This window comes from Variovorax defluvii, from assembly GCF_039541515.1.
In the GTDB taxonomy this organism is placed as follows: domain Bacteria; phylum Pseudomonadota; class Gammaproteobacteria; order Burkholderiales; family Burkholderiaceae_C; genus Variovorax; species Variovorax defluvii.
Map to the genome: position 1 here is coordinate 341 of NZ_BAABGJ010000076.1, position 4,972 is coordinate 5,312.

The 4,972-nt window shown below is 70.0% G+C and carries 3 protein-coding genes; all 3 read left to right on the forward strand.

The genetic code is table 11. The annotated features are described in order from the left end of the window. Nucleotides 1-546: 546 nt before the first annotated feature. Genes ABEA07_RS20465 through ABEA07_RS20475 form a run of 3 tightly spaced genes read left to right on the forward strand, consistent with a single transcriptional unit; the run spans nt 547 to nt 4,789 of the window. Nucleotides 547-1,038: a LeuD/DmdB family oxidoreductase small subunit gene (locus ABEA07_RS20465; RefSeq protein ID WP_345540136.1), complete on the forward strand. Its 492-nt coding sequence runs from the start codon at nt 547-549 to the stop codon at nt 1,036-1,038. Further along, complete coding sequence (locus ABEA07_RS20470) at nt 1,035-2,732, forward strand: hydantoinase B/oxoprolinase family protein (RefSeq protein WP_345540138.1); 1,698 nt, start codon at nt 1,035-1,037, stop codon at nt 2,730-2,732. The genes ABEA07_RS20465 and ABEA07_RS20470 overlap by 4 nt, the downstream gene beginning before the upstream one ends. Beyond that, entirely contained in the window at nt 2,729-4,789 is a 2,061-nt protein-coding gene (locus tag ABEA07_RS20475) for a hydantoinase/oxoprolinase family protein (protein WP_345540139.1), read from the forward strand. Before ABEA07_RS20470 ends, ABEA07_RS20475 begins: the two co-directional genes overlap by 4 nt. The last annotated feature ends 183 nt before the right edge of the window (nt 4,790-4,972 follow it).

Sequence of the window (4,972 nt, forward strand, 5' to 3'; positions counted from 1 at the left end):
TCAGTTGACGAAGCCCCCGGCGCATGAGCTGGCGCAACGTGCGTGGAGATCCACTGCACTGACTCCCCCACCCCCCACACAAGTACGCGCCATGGCGCGTTGGAGTTCCATCCCCTCTGCGCGTGCCGAGGAGCGCAGTGCATCCGGCCCGCACGCCTGCCGAAGGACAGGCGTGCTTCGTGAGCTGACTCGCCGCAGCTGTTTGAGCGTAGCGCCCGAAGGGCGCGTAGCGAGTTCTGCGGCGGGGCCGGATGTGCGAGCACCGCAGGTTGCCCGTAGCGAAGCGGAGGGACACGCGCAGTGGGGTCGCCTTTCTTTGGTTACTTTCTTTGGCGAGACAAAGAAAGTAACTCGCCCGCCGGGGCGAATTCCCGGCTCCTGCGCCAAACAACCAGCAAGGCCAAAACAAAGGCCCAAGAGGCAAATTCAAGGCTCCTGCGCCACCCAACCAGCAAGGCCAAAACAAAGCCCCGAACGCCAAGTCCAAGCCAAAACAAGAACAACGCCAAAGCAGAGCCCCAGACCCCTCTCCCAAAGGCCCCACCGATGACCACCCACCGCGTCTGGCGCCTGGCCGCCGACATCGACACCGACGCCCTGGCCCCCGGCCACGCGATGAAGCACGGCATCGACATCATTGCAAAGCATTGCCTCGAAGCCGTACGCCCCGAGTTCGCGCGCGAGGTGCGCCCGGGCGACGTGATCGTGGCGGGCCCCAACTTCGGCATCGGCTCCTCGCGCGAGCAGGCGGCCGCCGTGCTGGTGCAGCTGGGCGTGACGGCGGTGATCGCGCCCTCGTACAGCGGCCTCTTTTTCCGCAACGCCTTCAACCTGGGCCTGCTGCTGCTGACCTGCGCCGAGGCCGAATCGCTGCAGGACGGTGAGCAGGTCTCCCTCGACACGCAGTCCCCGGCCCTGCAGGCCGCCGATGGCCGTGTGCTCGCCTGCGAGCCGGTGCCCGGCTTTCTGATGGACATGGTGCGCGCCGGCGGCTTGCTCGCGCAGCTGCGGCAGCGCTTCAAGGAACCCAAAACATGACCGAGCACGTGCCCGACGCCCTCGACCCCGTCACTCTGGCCGTCCTGCGCGGCCGTCTGGAGCAGGTGGCCGACGAGATGGACGCCACCCTCTACCGCAGCGCCTTCAATCCCATCATCGCGGAGGCGCACGATGCCTGCCACGGCCTCTACGACGCGAACACCGGCGACACCCTGGTGCAGGGCAAGTCCGGTCTGCCGGTGTTCGTCGGCGCCATGGCCTTCGCGGTGCGCGCCACCGCCAAGGCGGCCGAGGCGCGCGGCGGCATGCAGGACGGCGACATCTGGATCAGCAACGACGCCTACGACGGCGGCACGCACGCCAACGACTTCAAGCTGGTGCGGCCCTTCTTCCGCAACGGCCGGCTGTGGTGCCACATGGCCTCGGCCGCGCACTGGCACGACGTGGGCGGCGCGGTGCCCGGCAACTACAACCCCGCGGCCACCGAGTGCTGGCAGGAGGCGGTGCAGATCCCGCCGGTGCGCATCGTGCGCGGTGGCACGCTCGACGAGGACGTGCTCGCCATCCTGCGCGCGAACACTCGTCTGCCCGAAAGCCTGTGGGGCGACCTCAACGGCCAGCTGGCCGCGCTGGAGCTGGGCGCCAGGCGGCTGCATGGCCTGCTCGACGAGTACGGCGATGTGCTGGTGCTGCAGGCCCTGGGCGAGCTGCGCGGCCGGGCGCTGAAGCTCATGCGCTCGCACATCGCCTCTCTGCCCGACGGCTGCTACAGCTTCGAGGACCAGCTCGACAACGACGGCATCACGCCCGAGCCGCTGACCATCGCGCTGGACATGACGGTCGCCGGCGAGCGCCTGTCGCTGGACTTCTCGCGCAGTTCACCGCAGTGCGCAGGGCCGGTCAACATCTCGCGCGCGACCGCGGTGGCGGCCTGCTACGTGGCACTCAAGCACCTGTTCCCGGACGTGCCGGCGAATGCGGGCGTGCTGGATGCGGTGGACTTCCGGATTCCCGACCGGCTGGTGATCAGCGCCGAGCGTCCGCGCCCGATGGGCGGCTACACCGAGACCATCCTGCGCATGATCGACGTGATCTTCAGCGCCGCCGCCCAGGCCGACCCGCGGCGCGCGGTGGCGCAGGCCTACGGCACCATCAACGCGCTGTCGATCGCAGGGCACCGCAGCGACGCCGGGCGCGAGGGGCAACGCTGGGTGATGTTCAGCTTCTTCGGCGGCGGCCACGGCGCGCATGCGGGCGGCGACGGCCTGTCGCACGGCAATGCGCCGATCTCCACCGCCACCATCCCGCCGCTGGAGATCCTGGAGGCGGCCTATCCGGTGCGCTTCACCGAGTGGAGCCTGCGCAGCGGCTCGGGCGGCGACGGCCAGTACCGTGGCGGGCTGGGCGCGGTCTACGAGATCGAGCTGCTGGAGAAGGACGCCGAGGTCTTCGTCTTCGGCGAGCGCGGGAGTTCGCCGCCCAAGGGGATCGCGGGCGGCGGGGCCGGGGCGCTCAACGTGTTCCGTTATCAGAACGCGGGCGCGTGGCATGTGCCGCCGATGGTGTCGAAGATGCGTGGCATCCGGCTCGTGCGCGGCGATCGCGTGCGGCTGGAGACCCCCGGTGGGGGTGGCTGGGGGCCACCGGCCGAGCGGGCCCGCGAGGCGCGGGAACGGGACCGCGCGATGGGCTATGTGGGTGACGAGGGCACCGGCCAGGAAAGCGAAGCATGAACGCAGCAGACAAGAACAAGGCCGGGCGTCTGGTCGTCGGCGTCGATGTCGGCGGCACCTTCACCGACCTCTTCGTGCTCGACGAAGCCGAGGGCACGGCGCGCATCGTCAAGGTGCCCTCCACCCGCGGCGAGGAAGCGCGCGGCTTCATGGACGGCGTGCGGCGCGTGGCGGACTCGGCGGCCGGCATCGCCACCATCGTGCACGGCACCACCGTCGGCACCAACGCGCTGCTGGAGCGCAAGGTGGCCAGGACCGGCATTCTCACGACGCGTGGCTTTCGCGACGTGCTGGAGATGCGGCGGCGCGACCGCCCCCAGACCTGGGGCCTGCGCGGCAGCTTCGTGCCGGTGGTGCCGCGCCACCTGCGCCGCGAGGTGGACGAACGGGTGCTGGCCGACGGCAGCATCCATACGCCGGTGGACCTGGAGCAGGTGCGCACGCAGGCGCGCGCGCTGCTGGACGAGGGCTGCGAGGCGATCTGCGTGTTCTTCATCAACACGTACGCCAATCCGGAGAACGAGCGGCGCGCCGTGGCTGCGGTGCGTGCGCTGTGGCCCAACGCCCATGTGACCGCGGCCAGCGAGGTGCTGCCCGAGATCCGCGAGTTCGAGCGCTGTTCCACCGCGACGCTCAATGCCGCGCTGCAGCCGGTGGTGGGCGACTACCTCGCGCGGCTGGAGGGGGATCTGCGCGACCAGGGCTTCGGCGGCGAGCTGCTGGTGGTGCAGAGCAACGGCGGCGTGATGTCGCGCGCCACGGCCGGCGAGTTGCCTGTGCGCACCGCGCTGTCGGGCCCGGCGGCTGGCGTGATCGCCTGCGCCGAGATCGCGCGCGCGGCCGGCTTTCCGAACGCGATCACCGGTGACATGGGGGGTACCTCCTTCGACGTCTCGCTGATCGCCAACGGCGAGGCGGCGCTGGCGGCCCAGACCGCGATCGAGTTCGGCATGGTGATCCGTTCGCCCATGATCCAGATCGAGACCATCGGCGCGGGCGGTGGCTCCATCGCGTCGGTGGACGCGAGCGGCATGCTGCAGGTGGGACCCGAGTCGGCGGGCAGCGTGCCGGGGCCGGCGTGCTATGGGCGCGGCAACATGCGGCCGACCGTGACGGATGCGAACGTGCTGCTGGGCCGCATTGCTGCGGACCGTCCGCTGGGCGGCGGGCTGCTGGCGGCGCTCGACGCCGACAAGGCGCGCCAGGCCATCGAGGCGCACGTCGCGCGGCCCTTGGGGCTGGAGGTGCACGCGGCGGCCGAGGCGATCCTGACCGTGGCCAATGCGCGCATGGCCGGCGCGATCCGGCTGGTGTCGATCGAACGCGGCCATGACCCGCGGCGCTTTGCCTACATGCCCTTCGGCGGGGGTGGGGCGCTGCATGTGTGCGCCATGATGCGCGAGGTGGGCGTGGCGACCGGGATCGTGCCGCGCTATCCCGGCGTGACCTCGGCCCTGGGGTGCGTGATCGCGGACATGCGGCACGACGCGGTGCAGACGCTGAACCAGGCGCTCGATGCGCTGGATGTCGATGCGCTTCGTCGCCGGGTGATGGAGCTGGCGCAGGGGTGCCAGCAGCGTCTGGACTCTGCCGGGGTGCGCTTCGACGCGGTGCGGGAGGTGATCGCGCTGGACATGCTCTATGCGGGGCAGACGCATACGCTGCCGGTGGTGCTGGCGGATGCGGATGCGCTGACGCGGGAGGCGATTCGGCAGGCATTCGAAGCGGCCTATGCGGCTGCTTTCGGGCGCGTGCTGGACGGCATTCCTGTCCGGGGGATGAATCTGCGGTATGCGCGGATCGGAGTGCGGCCCAAGTTCGATCTGGGGGTGCTGGCGCCGGAAGGTCTGGGCAACGCAGAGTCGCTGGGAACGCAGCGCGTGTTCCACGAGGGGCGGTGGCACGAGGCGACACGCTATGCACGGCTCGGGTTGCCGGTGGGCACTCGCATCGCCGGGCCGGCGATTCTGGAGCAGGCGGATACCACGGTGTGGCTGGAGCCGGGGTTTGGGGCGGAGGTGGATGGCTTCGGGAATCTGGTGGTGAGGGCTGCGTGATGCTGCACGGGGGTGGCTTGCTCTCTCTGCCTCTGGGCACTGGGGCTTTGGTTTGGGGTTGTTCTTGGGGTGGCTTGCCACGGGGGGCTTTGTTTTGGCCTTGCTGGTTGGGTGGCGCAGGAGCCGGGAATTCGCCCCGGCGGGCGAGTTACTTTCTTTGTCTCGCCAAAGAAAGTAACCAAA

Excerpts from the sequence above, each read along its gene's own strand:
- ABEA07_RS20465 (WP_345540136.1), top strand. The coding sequence starts at position 547 with ATGACCACCCACCGCGTCTGGCGCCTGGCCGCCGACATCGACACCGAC.
- ABEA07_RS20475 (WP_345540139.1), top strand. The coding sequence starts at position 2,729 with ATGAACGCAGCAGACAAGAACAAGGCCGGGCGTCTGGTCGTCGGCGTC.
- ABEA07_RS20470 (WP_345540138.1), top strand. The coding sequence starts at position 1,035 with ATGACCGAGCACGTGCCCGACGCCCTCGACCCCGTCACTCTGGCCGTC.